Source organism: Limnoglobus sp. (assembly GCF_059499385.1).
On the sequence record NZ_JCABYM010000032.1, the window covers coordinates 2,066 to 18,578 of the forward strand.

At 69.9% G+C, this 16,513-nt stretch carries 14 protein-coding genes; 8 read left to right on the plus strand and 6 right to left on the minus strand.

Going from position 1 to position 16,513, the window contains the following annotated elements; translation table 11 throughout:
- Positions 1 to 100 precede the first annotated feature (100 nt).
- Both AC5JJ2_RS05455 and AC5JJ2_RS05460 read right to left on the minus strand, forming a co-directional pair.
- Positions 101 to 628 carry a cupin domain-containing protein gene (locus AC5JJ2_RS05455; RefSeq protein ID WP_495856954.1) on the minus strand — a complete coding sequence of 176 codons (528 nt, stop codon included), beginning with the start codon at positions 626 to 628 and terminating at the stop codon, positions 101 to 103.
- A gap of 2 nt (positions 629 to 630) precedes the next feature.
- On the minus strand, positions 631 to 1,170 hold the full coding sequence (locus tag AC5JJ2_RS05460) for an RNA polymerase sigma factor (protein ID WP_495856955.1): 540 nt from the start codon (positions 1,168 to 1,170) through the stop codon (positions 631 to 633).
- Positions 1,171 to 1,348: 178 nt separating this feature from the next.
- Between AC5JJ2_RS05460 and AC5JJ2_RS05465 the strand changes: the two genes are divergently transcribed.
- Complete coding sequence (locus AC5JJ2_RS05465) at positions 1,349 to 2,473, plus strand: group I truncated hemoglobin (protein ID WP_495856956.1); 1,125 nt, start codon at positions 1,349 to 1,351, stop codon at positions 2,471 to 2,473.
- A 71-nt stretch (positions 2,474 to 2,544) separates the two neighbouring features.
- Here AC5JJ2_RS05465 and AC5JJ2_RS05470 read toward each other — a convergent pair whose 3' ends face one another.
- Positions 2,545 to 6,342, minus strand: a complete 3,798-nt coding sequence (locus AC5JJ2_RS05470; protein ID WP_495856957.1) for an Ig-like domain repeat protein — start codon at positions 6,340 to 6,342, stop codon at positions 2,545 to 2,547.
- 397 nt (positions 6,343 to 6,739) lie between these two features.
- Positions 6,740 to 9,100 carry a beta strand repeat-containing protein gene (locus AC5JJ2_RS05475; RefSeq protein ID WP_495856958.1) on the minus strand — a complete coding sequence of 787 codons (2,361 nt, stop codon included), beginning with the start codon at positions 9,098 to 9,100 and terminating at the stop codon, positions 6,740 to 6,742.
- 458 nt (positions 9,101 to 9,558) lie between these two features.
- Between AC5JJ2_RS05475 and AC5JJ2_RS05480 the strand changes: the two genes are divergently transcribed.
- The 4 genes from AC5JJ2_RS05480 (at position 9,559) to AC5JJ2_RS05495 (ending at position 13,151) form a co-directional block, all read left to right on the plus strand.
- Positions 9,559 to 10,476 (plus strand): polysaccharide biosynthesis/export family protein, encoded by a 918-nt coding sequence (locus AC5JJ2_RS05480; protein WP_495856959.1) that lies wholly within the window; start codon positions 9,559 to 9,561, stop codon positions 10,474 to 10,476.
- 140 nt (positions 10,477 to 10,616) lie between these two features.
- Positions 10,617 to 11,126 carry a hypothetical protein gene (locus tag AC5JJ2_RS05485; RefSeq protein WP_495856960.1) on the plus strand — a complete coding sequence of 170 codons (510 nt, stop codon included), beginning with the start codon at positions 10,617 to 10,619 and terminating at the stop codon, positions 11,124 to 11,126.
- A 30-nt stretch (positions 11,127 to 11,156) separates the two neighbouring features.
- A complete protein-coding gene (locus tag AC5JJ2_RS05490; protein ID WP_495856961.1) occupies positions 11,157 to 12,479 on the plus strand; it encodes a hypothetical protein in 1,323 nt (440 codons plus the stop codon).
- 324 nt (positions 12,480 to 12,803) lie between these two features.
- On the plus strand, positions 12,804 to 13,151 hold the full coding sequence (locus AC5JJ2_RS05495) for a P-II family nitrogen regulator (RefSeq protein ID WP_495856962.1): 348 nt from the start codon (positions 12,804 to 12,806) through the stop codon (positions 13,149 to 13,151).
- 47 nt (positions 13,152 to 13,198) lie between these two features.
- Here the strand turns inward: AC5JJ2_RS05495 and AC5JJ2_RS05500 are convergent, their stop codons facing one another.
- A complete protein-coding gene (locus AC5JJ2_RS05500) occupies positions 13,199 to 13,459 on the minus strand; it encodes a hypothetical protein (RefSeq protein WP_495856963.1) in 261 nt (86 codons plus the stop codon).
- Positions 13,460 to 13,599: 140 nt separating this feature from the next.
- Between AC5JJ2_RS05500 and AC5JJ2_RS05505 the strand changes: the two genes are divergently transcribed.
- Positions 13,600 to 14,115 (plus strand): hypothetical protein, encoded by a 516-nt coding sequence (locus AC5JJ2_RS05505; protein ID WP_495856964.1) that lies wholly within the window; start codon positions 13,600 to 13,602, stop codon positions 14,113 to 14,115.
- A gap of 87 nt (positions 14,116 to 14,202) precedes the next feature.
- Here AC5JJ2_RS05505 and AC5JJ2_RS05510 read toward each other — a convergent pair whose 3' ends face one another.
- Positions 14,203 to 15,477: a Gfo/Idh/MocA family protein gene (locus AC5JJ2_RS05510; protein ID WP_495856965.1), complete on the minus strand. Its 1,275-nt coding sequence runs from the start codon at positions 15,475 to 15,477 to the stop codon at positions 14,203 to 14,205.
- A 99-nt stretch (positions 15,478 to 15,576) separates the two neighbouring features.
- On the opposite strand from AC5JJ2_RS05510, the gene AC5JJ2_RS05515 reads away from it, so the two are divergent.
- Together AC5JJ2_RS05515 and AC5JJ2_RS05520 are read left to right on the plus strand one after the other, a co-directional pair.
- On the plus strand, positions 15,577 to 16,005 hold the full coding sequence (locus tag AC5JJ2_RS05515; protein WP_495856966.1) for a hypothetical protein: 429 nt from the start codon (positions 15,577 to 15,579) through the stop codon (positions 16,003 to 16,005).
- Between the two features lie 111 nt (positions 16,006 to 16,116).
- Positions 16,117 to 16,491 carry a pepsin/retropepsin-like aspartic protease family protein gene (locus AC5JJ2_RS05520; protein ID WP_495856967.1) on the plus strand — a complete coding sequence of 125 codons (375 nt, stop codon included), beginning with the start codon at positions 16,117 to 16,119 and terminating at the stop codon, positions 16,489 to 16,491.
- Positions 16,492 to 16,513: the final 22 nt, after the last annotated feature.

Sequence of the window (16,513 nt, forward strand, 5' to 3'; positions counted from 1 at the left end):
TTTTTTTGTTCCCCCCCGGTGGTTTTAAATTGGGGGGGGGGGGGGGGGGGGGGTTACCCCCCCCCCCCCCCCCACGACCCCGCGTCGTTGTTAAAATTTCTCACCCCGCCAGCAGCGACATCGGGCCGGAGATCAGCACCGTCGCCCCCACGTCCGTCCACTGCTCGACGTGGTCGCTGCCGTCCTCCGCCCACTGGTAGTCGCCGGCCCGCATCCGCACCGTGCCGAGGATCAGCTCCCCCTCCAGCACCAGGCACTCCTCCAACCCGTCGTGGTGGTGCGGCGGAATCCGGCTGCCCGGCTCCAGCTTCACGATCGCCGAGAACCGCTTCGCCGTCGGGTCCAGGTGCAACAGTCGCGCGGACACGCCGGGCATGTGCGAGAACTGGAAGACGGCCTCCTCCTTGAACGAGAACCGCAAGTCCGGCAACTGGTCCGCGGCCGCCCGCTGCTGTTGCAGCGTCGGGTTCGCCTTCGGGGCCTTCGCCAATCGGTCCAGGATGTTCTGCTTGAGCGCGGGCGGCGGCTCGACCGACGGGATGTCGGCGGTCATCGCCAGCACCGTCGCGTCGAGCTGGTCCCACTCGTCGGCGGCGAAGACATCGAAGAGTTCGTCGTTGTTTGGCATGTTCATTGGCTCACCCCCGTCGTCAACCGCTCCCGCAGACGGAGGAATCCTAAGCGGATGCGCGTCTTCACGGTCCCCAGCGGGATCTTCAGGTGGCGGGCGATCTGGTCGTGGGTCAGCCCCTCGAAGAACGCCAGCCGGATCGGCTCCCGCTGGTCCGGCGGCAGCACCGCGAGGGCGGCCGTCACCTGGACCGCGTCGTCCTGCCGGTGCAGCGCGATGTCCGGTTGGCTGTCGGTCGCGACCTCGGGGATGGTGTCCGTCACCGTCTCCCGCCGCTTCCGCAGCCGGTCCACCGCCCGCGACCGGGCGATCATCAGCACCCACGCCTCGGCGGTGGCCCGTCGCGAGTCGAAACGGTCGGCCTGCCGCCACACCTGCCAGAACGCCTCCTGGAGTACGTCCTCCGCGTCCGTTCGGTTTCTGAGGAGGTGCAATAAAAGGCCAAATACCCGCGACGAGTACCGGTCGTAGAACTCGGCGAACGCCGTCCGACTGCGTTCGGCTATCCGGCTCAAAATTTCGCTGTCGGTGGGTGTCATGGGAAGGGACCACGTCCGGGTGAGTGGCGACGGGACAATTTTACTTGCAATAGGGGTTGTTCGGCAATTATCTAAAGGGATAACGGAGAAATCCGCCGGCCGGGGTGGGGCGTACAGACAGTTGGCCCGGCTGTCTTACACCGGTCCGTCACGTCTTTAATTCTCTAGGGGCAAGCACATGCGACGAGTGGCAACGTGGGCGGTCGGGGCGATCTTTGTCCTGACCGTCGGGACCGCCGTCGGCCAGGACAAGCCGGCCGAGTCCGTCAAAACCGCGGAGTTGGACAAGAAGGTCGCCAGCCAAATCTACGAAACGACGAAAATGGGGGTCGAGTTGTTCAACGCCGGCAAGCCGGCCGAGTGCCTGCGGGCGTACCAGGGCGCGCTGACGGTGCTGGAGGGCGTCCTCGACTACCGGCCGAAGACGGCCGCGGCGATCAAGGACGCCCTGGCCGCGGCGAAGACGCAGTCCGTGTCCGACGCCGCGTTCACCCTCCGCAAGGCGCTCGACGACGCCCAGTCGGACGTGACCGGCAAGAAGAAGGCGCTCTGGGACCGGCTCGGCGGCGAGCCGGCCGTGCGGGCCGTCGTCAAGGACTTCGTCCTGGCCGCCGCCCCGGACCCGAAGGTGAACTTCTTCCGCGACGGCAAGTACAAGCTCGACGACGCCGGCGTCGCCAAGCTCCAGCAACTGCTCGTCGAACTCATCTCCCAGGTGACCGGCGGGCCGCTGAAGTACACCGGCCGGAGCATGAAGGAGTCCCACAAGGGGATGAAGATTACCGAGGCCGAGTTCGGCGCGCTGGCCGGCCACCTCGTGGACACGCTGAAGAAGTACAAGGTCCCGCAGGCCGAGATTGACGAACTCGTCGGCATCGTCGCGAGCACGAAGGGGGACATCGTCGAGGCGGACGCGAAGCCGGAGAAGAAGGCGCTGTGGGACCGGCTCGGCGGCCAGAAGGCGGTCGAGGCGGTCGTCCACGACTTCGTCGTCGCGGCGGCCGGCGACGAGAAGGTGAACTTCTTCCGCAACGGCAAGTACAAGCTGGACGCGGACGGGGTGAAGAAGCTGGAGAAGCTGCTCGTGGAACTCGTGTCCGCGACGACCGGCGGCCCGCTGAAGTACAGCGGCCGCGGCATGAAGGAGTCGCACAAGGGGATGGCGATCACCGAGGCGGAGTTCAACGCCCTGGCCGGCCACCTGGTCGCGACGCTGAAGAAGTACGACGTGCCGAAGGCGGAGATCGACGAACTCGTCGCGATCGTGGCGAGCACGAAGGACGACATCGTCGAGAAGAAGTAACGCTCGGCGTTCCGCCAGGAAACGCAAAAGCCGCCGGGGTCGTCCCCGGCGGCTTTCTTGTCCACAACCCGTTACCCGACGAACACGCCGCCGAGCGGGTTGAAGTTCTGGTCGAACGCGTCGAACGACCGGAAGACCGGCGGCTGCCCCGCCGCCTGAATCTGCGACCCGAGGTACGCCGTCACCCGGCGGCCGCCCGGCCCGGACCCGGCCACGATGTCCGCCCGGCCGTCGCCGTCCAACTCCAGCGCCGCCACCGGCACGCCCTGCCGCTGGTTCGCGTCGCCGGCGAAGAAGTTCGCCTTGAACGTCAACAGCGCCCCGCCGGTCCGGAGCAGGTCGTTGCCGCTGTACGCCACCACCCGCGGGCCGCCGCCGGGGCCGGCCCCGAAGATCAGGTCGCCGAACCCGTCGCCGTCCACGTCGCCGACGGCCGCGAACGTGCCGTTGCGGAGCGTGCTCTCGAACGCGAAGAAGTCGTTGAACAGCTTCACCGGGACGTTCACCCGGACCGACCGGCCGTCGAACGCCGCCACCCGCGGGCCGCCGCCGAACCCGGCGGACACGACGAGGTCGTCCACCTGGTCGTTGTTGATGTCGCCGAGGGCCGCCCGCGCCCCGCCGCGGAAGTTCGGGTCGTCGATGCCGAAGAAGTTGGCCAGCACCTTCATCGACGCCCCGTCGAACACGGTGACCCGCGGGCCGCCGCCGCGGTCCGGGGTGACGACGAAGTCGGCCCGGAGGTCGCCGTTCACGTCCCCGCTGGCGACGAACACGCCGCCGGTGAAGTCCTCGAACGGGAAGGCGTCGAACAGCGGGGCGCTGGTCGCCCCGTCCAGGATGCGGACGCGGGCCTGCGTGCCGGGGCCGGTCCCGATGATCCGGTCCGGGACGCCGTCCCCGTTCACGTCCCCGGTCGCCACCCGCGCGCCGCTCGTGTGGTCCGGGCCGAACGCGAACAGCGGGTCCTGCGAGATCGTGCCGTCCGGGTTGTACACCCGGACGATGTCGCTGCCGCCGGCCCCCGCGCCGACGGCGATCGGGTCGATCACCCGCGTCGTGGTGAACGTCGTGGCGGCGGTCGTCGGCTTGTACGTCGGGTTCCCGGAGTAGGAGACGCTGATGACGTGCGCCCCGAGCGACAGCCGGGCCGTCACGGCCGCTTGGCCGTTCACCAGCGCCGCCGTGCCGAGCACCTTCGTCCCGTTGTCGAGGAACGTGACCGTGCCGGTCACGGCGTCCGTCAGCCCGTTGACCGGGGTGTACTGGACGGTGAACGTCACGTCCTTGCCGACGACGGCGACGGTCGTGCCGGTCGAGTTCGTAATCTCCACGGCCGGGGTCGCCCGCTCGGTGAGCACCTGGACGGCGTTCGTACCGGCCGGGGTGATCGACTCGGTGCCGCTGAACGCGGCGGAGAACGTCGAGGTCCCCTGCGGCAGGCCGGTGATCGTGGCGGCGGCGACGCCGTTGGCGACCGGGACCGGGCCGACGGTGATGGCCCGGCCGCTCGCGTCCGTGCCGGTGAACGTGACCGTGCCGACGAGGACCGGGCGGGGCGGCGTCTGGGTGTCGTTGACGAACGCGGACAGGACGACGCCGGTGCCGACCTCGTTGGTCGGCGGGGTGGCGACGAGGGTGGCCATCGACGTGGTCGGGGCGATGGTCACGGTGACGGCGTTGGACGTGGACGCGGAGACGCTGGGCGTGGCCACGAACTTGGCCGTGAACGTGTGCCCGCCGACCGTCAGGCCGGGGACGTTCACGGTCGCGTTCCCGGCCCCGTCCACCGCCCCGACGGCGACCTTCGTGGCCCCGTCGAAGAACTCGACCGTGCCGGTCGCCGTCCCGACGCCGGGGGCGGCGATGGCCACGTTCGCCTTGAACGTGATGACATCCCCGAAGATGCCGGTCAGGCTGCTGGCCGTCAGCGTGGTGACGGAGTTCGCCTTCGTGACGGACACGATGACGCCGGCGGAGGCGGTCGTCGCGAAGTTCGGCGACCCGAGGTACTGGGCCACGATCGAGTGGCTGCCGATGGTGAAGTTGCCGATCGTGATCGCCGCCCGGCCGGCCCCGTCCAGGGTCCCGGTGCCGATCAGGTTGCCGTTGTCGAAGAACACCACGTCGCCGGGCGGAACGAGGCCGGAGAACGTGCTCACGTCGGCCGTCAGCGTCACCGGCTGGCCGAACACCGGGGCCGTCGCGGACGGGGTGACGGCGGCGAACGTGGTCGCCTTCGTGACGTTCACCGCGACCGTGTTCGAGTTCTTGGCCGGGTAGTTCCCGTCCCCGAGGTACTTCGCCAGGACGGTGTGCTGGGCGACGGCGAACCCGCCGAACCCGAACTCGGCGACGGCGACGGAGCTGCCCTGGTTGTCCAGCCCCGGCTCCAGGGCGTCCTGGCCGAGGAACACGAACGTCTGCGCCCCGGTCGAGTCGGTCACCACGTCGAAGAACTGGACCGTGCCGGTCGGGATCGGCCCGCCGAGCGGCGGCGGGAAGATCGTCACGTCGTAGTTGACAGTGTCGCCGAACTCGGCCAGCCCGCGGTCCTGGACGAGGACCGTCTCCCCGCCGACGCCGGACTGGTTGAAGTACGGCGTGTACACCTGGCCGGCGGCCGTCCCGACGCCGACGACGAAATCGACGTTCCCGTTCCCGTCCAGGTCCACGTTCCCGATCGCGCCCGGCGGGGCGATGAGCGGGTCGAACGGGCTGCCGTTGGCCGACACCATCGCGGTCGCCAGCAGGTCGGTGCGGCCGAGGAGGACCTCGGCCGTGCTCCCGGCCGTGATGATCGCGAGGTCGTCGATACCGTCCACGTCGTAGTCGGCGGCCTCCATCCCGACGATCGACCCGCCGAGCGCCGTCCCGGCGTTCTGCTTGGTCGTGAACGTGTTGCTCGTCGGGTCCTTGAGGAACACCGTGACCTTGCCGTTGGACTGGCCGACGGCCACGTCCGGCCGGCCGTTCTTGTCGAAGTCGCCGACGGCGATGGCGTTCGGGAGGCCGGTCACGGACAGGTTGCGGGCGAACGAGAACCCGCCGGCCCCGTCCCCGAACATGACGGAGACGAGGGCGCTGGACCGCCGGAGCATGACGAAGTCGAGGTTCCCGTCCTGGTCGAAGTCGGCCGAGATCGGGGCCGTGTAGTCGGTCCCGGCCGTGCCGGTGTTTAGCGGCGTCTCGATCTGCGTGTACGACTTCCCGTCCCCGTTGTTCAGCAACACGACGTACTGGTTGCCGTTGACCGACCCGGTGAGGGTGACGATGAAGTCCCCCTTGTTGTCGCCGTTGAAGTCGCCGCCGGTGACGCCGCCGAGGTTCAGGTTCGCCTTGAACGGGGTGGCCGACTTGTCCAGGTCCACGACCGTGCTGGCGAGGGTGACGAACACCCCGGTGTTCTCCAGCCGGGAGACGGTGACCGCGCCGGTGGCGGTCGAGACGGAGACGATCTCGGCCTTGCCGTCGGCCGTCACGTCCACGGCGGCCAGCCCGAGCGGGTTGCCGAACCCGCCGCCGACGGAGAAGCTGGCGTTCGTCAGGTAGTTCGACCCGGCCTTCTGGTCGCTGAGGAACACGTCCACCCGCGGGAAGCTCTTGGCCCCGGTGGCGGCGGCCCCGGCGAAGTCCTGGCGGCCGTCGCCGTTGAAGTCCCCGGTCACGATGTTCAGCGGCGTCCCGTTGTTGTTCGCCGGGGCCCCGGTCGCCGGCAGCGTCCCGGCCGTGAACAGCGGGTCCGGGGTGAACACGGGCGTCAGCCGGTCTTCCAGCGCTTCCATCCGCAGCTTCGGGGCGTGGATGCCGACGAGGGCCGGCCGCGAGAGGGTCGGGCGGGGCCGGCGGACGAACCGGGTCACGGACATGGTGCGAGTCTCCTGATGCCGAACGGCCCGGCGAGTGGGGCAACCGGGGCAGCAAAATACAGACGGTTCAAGTCTTATATTGGATCGGCTTCAATTTTTTTCCGCAACAACATGCGGGCGCAGAAACGGGGAAACGGGGGGAAAAATCCGCTAATTTGCCGGAATTGCTCAAGCGGGCGCGGGGGCAAACTGGCGCGGATTGAGCGGTCGCGAAAGGGGTAGCGGACGACCGGGTTGCCCGGCCGGCCGCCGTAACCTGGGACCGCGGGCGTCCCGCCCGCCACGGCCCCGGCCAGTGAAGATTGGTCCCCGTGACCGGGAAGGTCGGCGGGCGGGACGCCCGCGGTCCCAAGGCCGCCCGGCCTTGAAACGACTCCTTATTCGGAGGCGCAAGCGATCATCCCACGAAGATGCCGCCGGTCCCACTGAAGGTTGTCACGTTCAGCCGCGGCTCCGTCCCGCCCTGGGCCAGGTCCGACCCGGTGTACACCCGCAGCCGGTTCTCGCCGCCCGGCCCGTCGCCGGCGATCAGCTCGAACGTGCCGTCCGCGTTCAGGTCGCGGGCACCGACCCGGATGCCGCCACGGAGTTTCGAGTCGCCGGCGAAGAAGTTCGCCACGAACGACTGGGTGTTCGACAGAAGGCTCTTGCCGTCGAACGCGGAAATTCGCGGCCCGCCGCTCGGCCCGCCGCCGGCGATGACCTCGGCGAACCCGTCGTCGTTCAGGTCGCCGACGGCGATGAACGCGCCGTTGCGGAGCGTCGGCTCGAACGCGAAGAAGTCGTTGAACAGCACCCGCGGGTTGCTGCCGGGCACGGACTTGCCGTCGTACACGGCCACCCGCGGCCCGCCGCCGAACCCGGCGGCGACGACCAGGTCGTCGGTCCCGTCGTTGTTCACGTCCCCGACGGCCGTTCGCGCCCCGCCGCGGAAGTTCGGGTCGGCGATGCCGAAGAAGCTGGCGACCTTCCCGAACCCGACGCCGCTGTACACGTCCACCCGCGGGCCGCCCCCCTCGTCCGGGGAGATGATGAGGTCCGGTACGCCGTCCCCGGTCACGTCCCCGGCGGACACGTACACGCCGCGGGTGAACGTCGTCTCGAACGGCTGGACGCCGAACAACTCGGCCTTCGTGACCGGGTCGATGACGCGGACGCGGGTGACGATCCCCGGCCCGGTCCCGGCGACGATGTCCGGCACGCCGTCGAGGTTGAAGTCGCCGGCCGCGACCCGGACGCCGCCGGTGAAGTTCGCGTCGAACACCGTCACGCTCGTGGCGACGGCCCCGGCCGCGTCGTACAGGGTGACGACCGGCGCGCCGCTGCCGGCCGCGGCGAAGGCCAGCCGGGCGTCCAGCCCGCGGTCCGGCCGGGCCTTCGAGAACGAGAACGCGGACGTGTCCCCGGCCGTCGTCGCCGTCGCCGTGGCCGACACGAACGGCCCGGTGAGGCCGGCCGGGACGTTCCCGGTGAACGTCGCGTTCCCGGCGGCGTCCGTCGTGACGGTGACGGTCGCGGCCTTCGTCTCCCCCTCCCCGAACCCGCTCGGGTCCTGGACGGCGTTCGTGTAGATCGTCACGTCGTAGCCGGTGTTCGGCTGCCCGGCGACCGTGCCGGTGACGGTCAGGGCGTTGATGCTGTCCGCCTTGATGTTCGTGATGTTCGGGGCGGCGAGGCCGTTCTGGGCGGTCGGGGCGATGTCCAGCCCGAGGCCGCCGTTGAGGTTGATGGAGTTGTTGACGACCCGGACGAACCGGCTGGTGTCGAGGACGGCGACGCCGGCCCCGCCGTTCCGCTGGATCGTGTTGGTGCTGATCGTGTTGTTCGTGCCGGGCGGGGTCAGCCCCCCGGCCGGGGCGGTGCCGGCGGCGTTCTCGACGAGGACGCCGTTGCCGATGTTGGGGGACGGGTTGCCGCCGAAGTCGAGGCCGATCCGGTTGCCGGAGACGAGCGTGCCGGCCGTCTGCGGGTCGCGGATGCGGACGCCGGCCTGGCCGTTGGCCGCGATGATGTTGCCGGCCCCGGCGACCGTCCCGCCGATCGTGGTGAACGTCGCCCCGTCGCTGACGAGGACGCCGTCGGCCCCGTTCCGGACCGGGGTGACGCCGTCGAACGCGACGCCGATCAGGTTCCCGGCCAGCGTGTTCTGCTTGACCGCGCCCTGGAAGACGACGCCCTGCTGGAGGTTCCCGCTGATGACGTTGCGGGTCGTCTGCCCCTCGCCGACGACGCTCTGGGTCGTGCCGTTGGTGAGCAGCACGCCGACGCCGTTCCCCTCGGCCGCGATGACCGTCGGGTTCACGCCGATGAAGTTGTTCTGGACGCGGTGCTGGCCGCCGGCGTCCAGCCGGATGCCGGCCCCGGCGAACCCGCCGACGGCGAGGCCGCGGACGGTGCTGCCGGTGTGGTTGACGAGGTTCAGCCCGTTCGCCCCGGCCCCGGCCTCGGCCCCGTTCAGCCGGATGAGCGGCGTGCCGGCGAAGTTCGGCTGGGTCGTCCCGTCGATGGTGACGGCGTCCGTGACGGCCGGGAGCGGGGCGGGCGGGAGGATCGTGCGCGTGTTCGGGCCGGGGATGTCGAAGGTGATCGAGTCCGCGCCGAACGCGGCGTTCGCGGCCAGGATGGCGGCCCGCAGCGACCCGCCCGTCGGGGCGGCGTTGTCCCCGTTGTCGGCGGTCGTGGTGACGGTGAAGATCGCCGGCGTGGCGCGGTCCTCGAGCTGAACGACGGTCAGGGGGTTGCGACGGAGCTTCCGCACGAATCGGTCCTCGGGGGTGGGTGTCTCTGCTGGTCTTCCCGCGGGCGGAACCCCTCGGCGGGTGCGAGCGGTTTGGGGTTCCTCCCGGCCGACGATTATCGGCGGGACGTGCGCCGCGTCATGAATTGGAGACGAATGAGGGGGCGGGGAAGATTGGGCGAACGCCCGACCGGGGCGGCCGCTCATTTCCTGCAACCCGTGTGGTCTCCGGAACCGACCCGCGTTCGCACGCCTCCCGATAGGCCCGTGTCACCGGCCGCAAGGGTCGGTCCTGTCCGTCTTGTGGAACCCGGAGCGGTAGCGACGGGGTGTTGGGGCCGGTCCACACCCCGTCGCTACCGCTCCGGGTTCCACGGCACGTGTGACTTTTTCGATTGGGAAAACTTCAACGGTTCTCCGGCCGCGTGCCGATAACACTCGACGACGGCGGAATTTCTCCCCGTGCGCGAGGGACACCCATGCCGTGGGGCAGCGTTTCGATCCGGGCGTTGGTGCTGGTCGTCGGCCTGTCGGCGACCGGCTGCCTGCACGCCCCGATGCACGACGGCCAGGGCCGGCGGCCGCTCGTCGCCGTCCCGACCGGGGACGTGCCGGGCGAACTCAGCAAGGTGACGCTGCCGCCCTACGTCATCGAGCCGCCGGACCAGCTGCTCGTCGAGGTCGTCGCGATCCTGGAAGACCCGGACGCCGCGGCCGTCGCCGCGAAGGCCGGGAAGCCGCCGGCGGCGAAGGAACTCAAGGCGTTCAGCCTGCCGGTGCAGCCGGTGTCCGGGCAGTTCTCCGTCCGGCCGGACGGCAGCGTGTTCCTCGGCATCTGGGGGTCGGTGCCGGTCGCCGGGCTGACGTTGCAACAGGCGGCGGACGCGGTCCGCGAACACATCGCGCGGCAGGAGGACCCGACGAAGCCGGGGACCGGCGGGTTCAACCGGGACACGCTGCGGGTGGTGCTGGACGTGGTACAGTACAACAGCAAGCGGTACTACGTGGTGACGGACGGCGGCGGGAACGGCGAGCAGGTGACGGCGTTCCCGATCACCGGCAGCGAGACGGTGTTCGACGCCATCGCGAACATCGGCGGGCTGCCGCCGGTCGCGTCGAAGCGGCAGATTTGGGTCGCCCGCCGCACGCCGCACGCGGGCCAGCCGGAACAGATTTTGCCGGTAGACTGGGTGGCGATCACGCAGCACGGGCTGACGACGACGAACTACCAGGTGATGCCCGGCGACCGGGTGTACGTGAAGGCCCAGCGGCTGGTGCGGATCGACACGGCGCTGGCCCGGTTCCTGTCGCCGGTCGAGCGGGTGCTCGGCGTGACACTCTTGGGGGCCTCGACGGTGAACCAGATTTCCGGCCGCGGGGCCGGGTTCGGGAACTGACGACCTGACTTCCGAAGTCCGGCTTCGACTTCGGAAGTCGATGTTGCACGGGGCCGTTGCACCGTTCGATCCGCTCATCGGTCCCGCTCGACTTCCGAAGTCGAAGCCGGACTTCGGAAGTCAAGGTTCTGAGGTGCACCATGCGATCCACCCTCCTCGCCCTCGTGCTGACCGCGTCGCCGGCCGCGGCGCAGCTGCCGAACTACCTGCCGAACTATTACAACCGCCAGACGCAGCCGCTCAGCCCGTACTTGAACCTCCTCCGCGGGACCGGCAACCCCGGCGTCAACTACTACTACGGCGTCCGCCCCGGCCTGCCGACCGGCGGGCTGAACACGTTCGGCCAGGTCCCGCCGGTCCAGCAACCGGTCGGCCCGCAGTTCGGCGGCTTCCTCCCGCAGTCGCAGATTCCTTACGACCCGGCCGGGCAAACCTACGAGCCGGGCGGCCAGCCGGTCCGCCTGAACTCGCCGAGCCACCCGGTCGTCTTCGGGAACCAGTACCCGGCGCACGGCGGGTTCTCGTCCGTGTACGCGCAGAACGTGAGCCGCACCGGGTTCGTCGGGCAACGACCCGCGCAATCCGTCGCCGGCCTCGGGACCGTGAACCGCGGCCGCGCCGCCGCGCCGATGCCGCCGGCCGGCCGGTGACGCCAGGATTTCTTCGGAAGGAACCGAACCGTGAACCGCAAGTCCGCCCGCCGAATTGTTGCCGTTTTCCTCTCCGGGGTCGGGGCCGCGCAACCGTCTTCGGCCGACCCGGTCCCGCTGGCCGCGGTGCGGCCGAAGAAGCCGGCCGTGCAACTCGTCGGCGTCCGCGAGGCGGCGGCCCCGGCCGTCGTCGCCCGCGGCGTGTCGAGCGGCCCCGGCCAGCCGTTCGACCCGTTCTTCGACCCGACCGCCCCGGCCCGAGCTGACACCGCGGTGTCAGGTTTGCCGGGCGGCTTCCCGATCAACGCGACCTTCGACCCGCGGACGCAGCAGCCGAACGGCCGCGGCGTGTGGGGCACGATCACGACCTGGACGAACGACCGGGCGAAGGCGGTCCGCACGGCGCTCGGCGAGCCGCAGCAACCGCCCCCGCGGGTCGGCCAGCTGCCGCCGGGCCAGCCGATGGTGGTGGGGCCGCCCGTCGTCGGCCAGCCGGTGATGGTCGGCGCGCCGATCCAGGGCTACGCCCCGACGGGGCGGGCGGCTTACGCGGGGAACCCGGCGTACCGGTGGTACGGGTGGGGCACGACGACGCCGGGGGCGAACGCCTACGCCCCGGCCGGGGACTACCCGCCGGCGTCCGCCCAGTGGCACGCGATGACCGGCGCGACGCCGGGGGCGTTCCCGGTCCCGGTGACGAACCCGTTCCGCCCCGAGCCGGGCGCGGAGCCGCCGGGGTACGCGGCCCGGCCCGCGCCGCCGAAGGCGGCCCCGGCCGTGCCGCCGCCGGCCGTCGCGGTGGCCGACGCGCCGCTCCCGTCGCCCCCGACGGCGACGCCGATCGCCGAGACGCCGCCGTTCCGGTACGTGCCGCCGGACGAGCTGCCGGTTCACACGTCGGTCGCGCCGGTCGTGCCCGCGGCCGGGCCGGACTGGCGCAGCCCGGTCGGGCCGATCTCGGCGAAGCCGACGGCCGAGCCGAAGCTCGCGCCGCCGGCCGACGAGACGACGTGGCAGCCGGTGAGCTACACGGAGCCGGCCGCCACCGCCGCCACCGCCACGGGGGGGGCCATGGTCGGCCAGAGCGTGCCGTCCGCAGACCGGCCGGCCGGCGGGAAGTTGTTGGAAGCATCGGCGAAGGCGACGAAGGAACTGTCCCCGGCGGAGCGGGTGCGGCTGGCGTGCGGCCCCGGCGTGTCGGCGGTCGAGGTGAAGAAGCTCGGCGCGGAGAACGTGATCGTGCGGTTCAACGCCGCGTCCGACGCCGTCGCCGAGCGGGCCGCGAAGGCGATTTCCGAGCTGGCCGAGTTGAAGCCGTACACGGTGACGTTCGACGTGGTGATCGGGAAGTAGACGGCCGTTCGAGGCGGGCCGTCACAATCAACGCGACACCGAACCGGCCCGCGATGGCTTTTGCCCCGAAGGGGCGGAACATGTCAGCCCAGGGCAACGCCCTGGGTATCGGCCCACCCAAACCCAACAAGCCCTGAAAGGGCGGCACAGCGCAACCCGTGTCGCCCTTTCAGGGCTTGATCCATTCGCGTTCCACCCAGGGCGTTGCCCTGGGCTGACATGTTCCGCCCCTTCGGGGCAAAAAATTCGTCCCAGCGATGCCCACCCCTTCGGGGTGAAAACCCTGTCGCCGCGGCATCCCGTTGATTCGGTAAGATGCCCCTCATGAAACTCATCCTCGCGATCATCAAGCCGGAGAAGCTCGACGCCGTGAAGGAGGCGCTCAACCGCGTCGAGGTGTTCCGCCTCACCGTCGTGGACGTGCAGGGGTTCGGCCGGCAGAAGGGGCAGTCCGAAATCTACCGCGGCCACGAGCTGACCGTGAACATGCTCCGCAAGGTGCAGCTCCAGATCGCCGTGAACGAGGACTTCGTCGAGCCGACGGTCACGGCCATCATGGACGCCGCCCGCACCGGGACCGACGGCCGCATCGGGGACGGGAAGATTTTCATCCTGCCGCTGGAGGACGCCATCCGCATCCGCACCGGCGAGCGCGGCCCGGAGGCGATCTGATTTGGAACAAATGCGCTCACGGAACAAGTTACCGGTAACTTCGTCCGTCACAGCCACGTGTGCGGCCGGGCGAACCGGCCGGTCACCCGCTCCCGGCGGACGGCGTCGCGGACGGCCGCGACCGGCGGCAAAGTCTTCACCGTCTCCGCAACCACCCGCCGCCCGTTCACCGCGACCGTGAACTCGCCGCGGGTTCCGTCCGCCAACTCGACCGCGACCTCCTGGCTTTCCAGCGCGGCCACCACGTCCGACAAGTAGTCCTGAAGGGCCGGGCAATTCGGGCAGTGCGAGATGACGGCGTGCAACATAGCGCTTCGTCCTTTTGCAAGGGTCGCGGCACCGGCGGGCGAGGCGGAGCGAGTCTGGAAAAAGTGCAATACTTCCCCACCGAGCAACCGGTGTGCCGGGCGTAGAATTGATCCCGACTCCATGCGCGAAGGGCGAACCCGTGAGCCGCGACCGTGACGATGACGACCGACCCCGACGGTCGGCGAAGAAGGGCAAGCGGCGAAAGAGTGCGGGGCCGACGGTCCTGCCGTGGGTCATCGCCGCCGCCGCGGTCCTCGTCCTCGGCGGCGTCGGGTTCGTCGCGATGCGGATGCTGACGGCGGACAAGCCGGCGGTCGGCGGCGGGCCGGGGGCCGCGGCCCGCCCCGGCGTCGCGGAGCTGCCGGCGGCCGCGCGGACCGGCGTGAAGTACGTGCCGCACGAGTCCGAGCGGAAGATGGGCGAATTCCTGGAGACGATCGGCGACCGCCGGGCGACGGAGGCCGAGGTGTTCGCGATCATGGGGGAGCCGACCCGCATCGACGGGCCGGACACGGTCCGGAAGCACGGGCACGTGTTCGTCGTCTACGAGGCGTTCTGGGAAGTCCCCGGCAGCGGCATCTCCAGCCGGATGGTGTTCTCCAACGGGGTCGAGAGTGGGATGATTCTCGGCCTGGAAGTGACGCCGCGGAAGTAGGTCGGTCAATTTGGCGAGCCGAGCGGCGTAAGCCGCCGGGTGTTGGACACTCACCCGGCGGCTTACGCCGCTCGGCTCGCCATGACGCTACGCCAGTTTCCACGGGGCGCGGTAGGACTTGGTCGCCATCGCCGCCGCTTCCGCGTCGCCGACGATCGCCTCCTTCGCCGGGTCCCACACGATCTTCCGTCCGGTGCGGACGGCGATGTTCCCCAGGTGGCAAACCGTCGCCGACCGGTGGCCGATCTCCACGTCGCAGATCGGCCGCTTGCGGGTCTTGATGCACTGCAACCAGTCGGCGTGGTGGTTGCCGCTCACGTACAGCTTCGTGTCGCCGGTCGCCAGCTTGTACGGGTCCGGGACCTTCTCGCCGTTCAGCGTCACCTCGATCTTGCCGCGGTTGACGTGGACGACGCCCTTCTCGCCCTGGAACGTCGTCCCGCCGGGGTGGCCCTTGCCGAGCGTGCAGGAGACGGGGATGCCGCTCGCGTAGGTGTACGTGATGGTCGCCGCCTCCGGCGTCTCGAACCACCCGTCCTTGTTGAACGTCGCCTTCCCTTCAATGGTCGTCGGGCCAGAGTCGTCCATGCCCAACCCCCACTGGGCGATGTCCAGGTGGTGCGCGCCGAAGTTCGTCTGCTGGCCGCCGGAGTAGTCCCAGAAGAAGCGGAACAGGTAGTGGACCCGCTTTTCGTTGTACGGCCGCATCGGGGCCGGCCCGAGCCAGAGGTCGTAGTTCAGCCCTCCCGGCGGGGTCGAGTCCGGCACCGGCGTCTTCGCCCGGTCGATCCAGTTCGGCCCCGGCAGCCCGACGAGTACCTTCGTCACCTTCCCGATGGCCCCGTTGCGGACGAGTTCGCAGGCCGTGCGGAACTCCTTGGACGACCGCTGCTGGCTGCCGGTCTGCACGACGCGGTTGTGCTTCCGGGCCGCGTCCGCCATCGCCCGCCCCTCGGCGATGACGAGGCTCAGCGGCTTCTCGCAGTACACGTCCTTGCCGGCCTCGCAGGCGTGGATCGTCTGCAGCGCGTGCCAGTGGTCCGGCGTCGTGAGGACGACGGCGTCGATGTCCTTGCGGTCGAGCAGCTTCCGGTAGTCCTCCTCCGCGACGGGCGTGCGCTTGCCGTCCTTCTCGACGGTCTTGGCGGCCTCCGCGAGCCGGGCCTTGTCCACCTCGCACACGGCGACGACGTGCTTGAGGAACGCCTTGAGATTGCCCTTGCCCTGGTTGCCGACGCCGACGGCGGCGACGCGGACCTGTTCGCTCGGCGGCGTGTCGGCGGCGAACGCGGCCCGGTACGTGACGGCGGGGAGCGTCAGGATCGCGCCGGACGCGGACAGGAATCGACGGCGGGAGAGCATGGGAGCGGCCTCGGGAGCGGGTGGGAGGAGTGCGTGGTAATTATCCGCGGCCGGGGGTAAGATTCAATTGCAGGTACGTTTCCGGAGCGAGGGCCGGCCATGGCAAGCGAAGCGATGCTGACGACTGAAACAAGTCCGGCGACCGCCCGACCCGCGTACCGACCGCCGGTCGGCACGGGCGACGATTGGCAACAGCGGGCGAAGCGCGTTCTGAGCGGCGACCGAAAGCCGGAGGATTACTTGCCTGTCCCGGACGAGGTGCGCGAAGCTGTCGAACGCGACATGGGTTACTTCCGCGAACGGCTCGGTGGGGCCGAACCCGTGCCGAAAGTCGCCGCCGATCAACTCGAAATTTACCTGCTGGCCTACCACCACGGCGGCCAAAACATCGGGTACGTCGGGGACGACCGTGGCATCGTCGTGGTGGCCGTAGGTCTCGAACAGATCGCGTATGTGTGCCAGGTCATGCCGTACTCGTTGACGGAGCACATGGCGTTCGCCGCGCCGGAACCGATTTGGGGTATTTGACAGCCGATGCCCACCCTTCACCTGCCGATCCACGGTCGCTTCGTGATTCCGCCGCGTGGGGAGGATGGCCCCATTCGACGAATCCTGACGACCCGCGTTGTGTTGGACGCCGTGGATCGATTCGGTCGCTTCCGCGACGTACCCGAGTGCCGCCTCGACACCGGGTGCAGCACGACGACGATGAGCGCCACCCTCGCGCGGTCGATGAGCCTGCCGTTTTCGATGACCGAGCCGCACCGCGTCCCAACCTTGACGGCGAACGGGCTGGTAAACGCCACCGTCTACTTCGGAGAACTGAAGGTCCGCTTCGCGGCCGATCCCGTCAACACCTACCGCCTGTTTTGTCATTTCTCCGAGGCCCATTCCCCCGGCGCGCCGCTGTTGTTGGGCCTACACGACCTGCTCGAAACCTTCCGGGCCACGTTCGTCGGAACGAGTTCTCTCGAGTTCCCGATGGGCCACGTCCGCCTCGAAACCTACGCTTGACCGCCCCGCCGCCGGCGGTATA

What these genes read in the sequence shown, in the direction of transcription:
- AC5JJ2_RS05455 (WP_495856954.1), bottom strand. Translation starts at nt 628, where the DNA reads ATGCCAAACAACGACGAACTCTTCGATGTCTTCGCCGCCGACGAGTGG.
- AC5JJ2_RS05460 (WP_495856955.1), bottom strand. Translation starts at nt 1,170, where the DNA reads ATGACACCCACCGACAGCGAAATTTTGAGCCGGATAGCCGAACGCAGT.
- AC5JJ2_RS05465 (WP_495856956.1), top strand. Translation starts at nt 1,349, where the DNA reads ATGCGACGAGTGGCAACGTGGGCGGTCGGGGCGATCTTTGTCCTGACC.
- AC5JJ2_RS05470 (WP_495856957.1), bottom strand. Translation starts at nt 6,342, where the DNA reads ATGTCCGTGACCCGGTTCGTCCGCCGGCCCCGCCCGACCCTCTCGCGG.
- AC5JJ2_RS05480 (WP_495856959.1), top strand. Translation starts at nt 9,559, where the DNA reads ATGCCGTGGGGCAGCGTTTCGATCCGGGCGTTGGTGCTGGTCGTCGGC.
- AC5JJ2_RS05485 (WP_495856960.1), top strand. Translation starts at nt 10,617, where the DNA reads ATGCGATCCACCCTCCTCGCCCTCGTGCTGACCGCGTCGCCGGCCGCG.
- AC5JJ2_RS05495 (WP_495856962.1), top strand. Translation starts at nt 12,804, where the DNA reads ATGAAACTCATCCTCGCGATCATCAAGCCGGAGAAGCTCGACGCCGTG.
- AC5JJ2_RS05500 (WP_495856963.1), bottom strand. Translation starts at nt 13,459, where the DNA reads ATGTTGCACGCCGTCATCTCGCACTGCCCGAATTGCCCGGCCCTTCAG.
- AC5JJ2_RS05510 (WP_495856965.1), bottom strand. Translation starts at nt 15,477, where the DNA reads ATGCTCTCCCGCCGTCGATTCCTGTCCGCGTCCGGCGCGATCCTGACG.
- AC5JJ2_RS05515 (WP_495856966.1), top strand. Translation starts at nt 15,577, where the DNA reads ATGGCAAGCGAAGCGATGCTGACGACTGAAACAAGTCCGGCGACCGCC.